Annotated in this window: 4 protein-coding genes; 3 read left to right on the forward strand and 1 reads right to left on the reverse strand. The window is 60.8% G+C overall.

Annotation, left to right across the window (positions count from 1 at the left end; all coding sequences use genetic code 11):
• Nucleotides 1-82: 82 nt before the first annotated feature.
• From phoU to phoR, 3 genes are read left to right on the forward strand one after another with little or no spacing between them, the layout of a single operon-like run.
• Nucleotides 83-787, forward strand: a complete 705-nt coding sequence (gene phoU / locus VFE81_RS12720) for a phosphate signaling complex protein PhoU (RefSeq protein WP_325044933.1) — start codon at nucleotides 83-85, stop codon at nucleotides 785-787.
• Between the two features lie 26 nt (nucleotides 788-813).
• Nucleotides 814-1515, forward strand: coding sequence for a phosphate regulon transcriptional regulator PhoB (phoB, locus tag VFE81_RS12725; RefSeq protein ID WP_028199153.1), 702 nt, complete (start codon nucleotides 814-816; stop codon nucleotides 1513-1515).
• A gap of 45 nt (nucleotides 1516-1560) precedes the next feature.
• The gene (phoR, locus tag VFE81_RS12730; protein ID WP_325044934.1) at nucleotides 1561-2874 is read left to right on the forward strand and encodes a phosphate regulon sensor histidine kinase PhoR; all 1314 of its coding nucleotides are present in this window, start codon (nucleotides 1561-1563) and stop codon (nucleotides 2872-2874) included.
• 93 nt (nucleotides 2875-2967) lie between these two features.
• On the opposite strand, the gene ppk1 is transcribed toward phoR, so the two are convergent.
• Nucleotides 2968-4944: polyphosphate kinase 1 (gene ppk1, locus VFE81_RS12735; RefSeq protein WP_325044935.1), on the reverse strand; the 1977-nt coding region annotated here is incomplete at its 5' end.

The raw sequence follows: 4944 nt of genomic DNA on the forward strand, positions 1-4944 counted from the left end.
ATCAAGCCGGTCCGCAAGGAAACCGAGGACTACATCACTGGCCGCTTCGGCTAAGCCGCCGCGCAAAACAACGGAGTACGACATGTCCGATAAACATCTGTCCAGCCAGTTCGACGCCGACCTGAACCTCGTTTCTTCGAAGGTCCTCGAAATGGGCGGTCTGGTCGAGTCGCAGATCGTCAATGCAATGATCGCGCTGAACAACTTCGACCTCGACGTATGTGAACAGGTGATCGCGGCGGAAGAGCGCCTGAACACGATGGAAATCGAGATCGACGAAGAGTGCAGCAACATCATCGCGCGCCGCCAGCCGGCCGCGCGCGACTTGCGCCTCCTGATCGCGATTTCGAAGACCATCACGAATCTCGAGCGCGCCGGCGACGAAGCCGAAAAAATCGCCAAGCGCACCAAGCGTCTGATGGAAGACGGCGCCTCGCGCAGCATCAATATCGCCGAGATCAAATTGTCGGGCGAAATGGCGGTGTCGATTCTGCGCCGCGCGCTAGACGCCTTTGCGCGCCTGGACACGGTCGCCGCCGCGCAGATCATGCGCGACGATAAAGCGATCGACGAGGAATTCCGCGCTTTCGTGCGCAAGCTGATTTCATACATGACCGAAGATCCGCGTTCGATTTCGGTGGGCCTCGATTTTCTGTTCATCGCCAAGGCGATCGAACGGATCGGCGACCACGCGAAGAACATCGCTGAATTCATCATCTACATCGTCAAGGGCACCGACGTGCGGCACAAGTCGCGCGACGCGCTCGAACGCGAAGCACTCAGTTAATCCAGATATAAGGACCAGAGGTGCCGATGCCCAGCAGCATTCTCGTCATTGAAGATGAGCCCGCCATTTCCGAATTGATCTCGGTCAATCTTCAACACGCCGGACACTGTCCGATTCGTGCGTACAACGCGGAGCAGGCGCAGAACCTGATCAGCGACGTACTGCCCGACCTCGTGCTGCTCGACTGGATGTTGCCGGGCAAGTCAGGCATCGCGTTCGCGCGCGATCTGCGCAACAACGAGCGCACCAAGCATATTCCGATCATCATGCTGACCGCACGTGGCGATGAACAGGACAAGGTGCTCGGCCTCGAAATCGGTGCCGACGACTACGTTACCAAGCCGTTCTCGCCGAAAGAACTGATGGCGCGTATCAAGGCGGTGTTGCGCCGCCGTGCGCCGCAGTTGACCGAGGACCTGGTGGCGATCAACGGCCTCAAACTCGACCCGGCGACTCACCGGGTGGCCGCGCACGCCGAAGGCAGCGAGATCAAGCTCGATCTCGGCCCGACCGAATTCCGTCTGCTGCACTTCTTCATGACGCACCCGGAGCGCGTGCACAGCCGCACGCAACTGCTCGACCAGGTGTGGGGCGACCACGTGTTCGTCGAAGAACGCACGGTGGACGTGCACATCAAGCGTCTGCGCGCGGCACTCAAGCCGGCGGGGTGCGATGCTATGATTGAGACGGTACGCGGCAGCGGCTACCGCCTCGCGAAGAGCGCGTGACTTTGCGGTAGCACTTTCCTCTTCGATCGCTAGATTCGCTAGAACATGAACATCATCTGGGCGCGCTCCATCGTGTCGGTCGTGCTGCTGGCTGTTCTGTGCGTGGTGGTCGGCGCACTCCTGAACGTCAAGGCAGGGCTGGTCCTCGCGATCGTCATGCTGCTCGCGCAGAGCTTCATCAGCACCTTTCACAAGCAGCGTTTGTGGCGCCTGCTCGACGCGCCGGTCTACGGCGAAGTGCCGAGCGCTCCTGGAATCTGGGGCGAAATCTATTACCGTCTGCATAAGCTTGCAAAGCGCTGGCATGCGCAGGTGCGTCAGGTCGAGCAGCAGCATTCGCGTTTCATTCAGGCAATTCAGGCGTCGCCGAACGGCGTTGCGATGCTCGACGATCACGATCAGATCGAGTGGTGCAACGCGATCTCCGAAGTCCATTTCGGGCTCGATGCGAAACGCGATCTGCGCCAGCACATCACGCATCTCGTGCGTCAACCGGACTTCGTGCGCTATCTGAATTCGCATCGGTACGAAGAGATGCTGATCATGCGCGGCATGGGCGACAAGCGCCAGAACGTGCTGTCGGTGCAGGTGTTTCCGTACGGTGAAAATCGCAAGCTGGTGCTCTCGCAAGACATCACCGAACTGGAGCGTACCGACGCGATGCGGCGCGACTTCGTCGCCAATGTGTCGCATGAACTAAAAACGCCGCTCACCGTGCTTTCGGGTTTCCTGGAGACGATGCGAGAGCTGCCGCTAGGCGAAGCCGAGCGCGCGCGCTACCTTGAACTGATGGAGCAGCAGGCCTCGCGGATGCGTCATATCGTCAACGACTTGCTGGTGCTCGCGAAGCTCGAAGGCGACAACAAGCCACCGAGCGATCAGATGATCGACATGCGCGCGGTGCTGCGGCATCTGAAAGATGACGCGCAAAGCCTGTCGAGCGATCATCACAAGATCGTGTTCGACGCCGACGAAGGGCTTACCGTCACTGGCGTGGAAACGGAACTCCTCAGTGCGCTTGGCAACCTCGTGACCAATGCGATCCGCTACACGCCGGACGGCGGCGCGATCGCAGTGAACTGGCACGCCAACGGCGGCAGTGCGGTTTTCTCTGTCACGGACAGCGGGCTGGGGATTCCGGCCGCGGACATTCCGCGTCTGACCGAACGCTTTTATCGCGTCGACCGCAGCCGCTCGCGCGATACGGGTGGGACGGGCCTCGGCCTCGCCATCGTCAAGCATGTGCTGCAGCGGCACGATGCGCAGCTCGACGTGAAGAGCGAAGAGGGACGTGGCAGCACGTTCACCGTGCGCTTCCCGGTATATCGCACGGCGCGTCGGCAACCGGCACCGGTCTAAGATTAGTGGCCTGAAAAAAAGCCCGCCTGTAAGAAAGGCGGGCTTTTTTCATGCGCACCGCCGCTTCAGCGGCGCGCAAACACAATCACGAATTCACGAACAGAATTTCCCCAGCAGACTCATCTGTGCATTGCGCGAGGACTTTCCCGGTCGCCGGCGCCGGTAGTGGCCATCGCTTTGCATCAGCCATGCGGCCTGGTTGTCGCCGAGAAACGCCGATAGACCTTCGGCAATCACGCGCCGCTTCAGGCGACGGTTGTTGACCGGAAACGCCACTTCCACACGGCGGAAGAAGTTACGGTCCATCCAGTCGGCGCTCGACAGATACACCTGTTCCTTGCCGCCGTCGTAGAAGTAGAAGATTCGATGATGCTCGAGGAAGCGCCCGACAATCGAGCGCACCGTGATGTTCTCCGACAAACCCGGCACGCCCGGCTGCAACGCGCACACGCCACGCACGATCAGATCGATCTTCACGCCGGCCTGCGACGCCTCGTACAACTCGGCAATCACGGTGGGTTCGAGCAAGGCGTTCATCTTCGCGACGATGCGCGCTTTTTTGCCGGCACGCGCGTGATCTGCTTCCGCGCGAATCGCATCGACCAGTTTCGGATGCAGCGTGAACGGCGACTGCCAGAGCTCGTGCAGCCTCAGTTCACCGCCGATGCCGGTTAGTTGCTGGAACACGTGGTGCACGTCTTCGCAGATTTTCTGATCGGCGGTCATCAGGGCGAAATCGGTATAAAGCCGAGCGGTGCGCGGATGATAGTTGCCGGTGCCCAGGTGCACGTAACGCTTGAGCGTGGTCTTGCCGCCAGACGACACACGCCGCACGATCAGCATCATCTTCGCGTGGCACTTGTGGCCCACCACGCCGTACACGACGTGCGCGCCCACGGCTTCAAGCTGTGACGCCCAGTTGATGTTGGTTTCTTCGTCGAAGCGCGCGAGCAGTTCGACCACCACCGTCACTTCCTTGCCGTTGCGCGCCGCTTGCATCAGCGCGTCCATCAGCGGAGAGTCGGTGCCGGTGCGATAGATGGTCTGCTTGATGGCCATCACGTTCGGGTCTTTAGCCGCCTGTAGCAGCAACTCGAGCACCGGTTGAAAGCTCTCGTAAGGATGATGCAGCAGCACGTCGCCCTGATCGATCACGTCGAACATGCTGGCGCTGTTGGCGATCTGCGGCGGAATCGCAGGAATATGCGGCACGAACTTCAGGTCGGGCCGGTCCACCATCTCCGGCAATTGCATCAGCCGCACCAGATTGACGGGGCCGTCGGCGAAATAGCAATCCTTGGTGGTCAGGCTGCTTTCGTCCAGCAAGCGACGCACGACATGCGCGGGCGTGTCCGCCGACACTTCGAGCCGCACCGCATTGCCCAGATGCCGTGCCGGCAATTCGCCCTGCAACGCGACACGCAGATTGGTGATTTCGTCTTCGTCGACGAACAGTTCGCTATTGCGCGTGATGCGGAACTGGTTGCAGGTGCGCACCACCAGATTCGGGAACAGCTCGCCGACAAAGCGCTGCAGCAACGAGCTCAGCAGCACGAAACCATGCGGATAGCCCGACAGTTCCTGCGGCATGCGCACGAGCCGGGGCAAGGCACGCGGCGCCTGCACGATGCCCATCATCGCCTGACGGCCGAACGCGTCCTTGCCTTCGAGTTCGACGACGAAGTTCAGGCTCTTGTTGAGCACGCGCGGAAACGGGTGAGCCGGATCGAGGCCGATCGGCGTGAGCACCGGCAGCAGTTCGTCGAAGAAGTAGTTGCGCGCCCATTCGGTCTGCGCTTCGTTCCACGCTTCAGTGCCGTGAAAATAGATGCCTTCTGCTTCGAGCGCGGTGAGGACCGTATCGTGCAGCATGGTGTACTGGCGATGCACGAGCCTCTGCGCGCGCTCGACCACGAGGTCGTACACGTGCTGGAGCGACATACCGTCCGGAGACAGCGCGCCCGGGTTGTCGCGCATCTGCTCCTGAAGTCCGGCCATGCGGACTTCGAAGAATTCGTCGAGGTTGCTACTGGTGATGCAGATGAAACGCAGGCGTTCGAGCAAAGGGAC

Origin of the sequence: Paraburkholderia sp. (assembly GCF_035656215.1) — a bacterium.
In the GTDB taxonomy this organism is placed as follows: domain Bacteria; phylum Pseudomonadota; class Gammaproteobacteria; order Burkholderiales; family Burkholderiaceae; genus Paraburkholderia.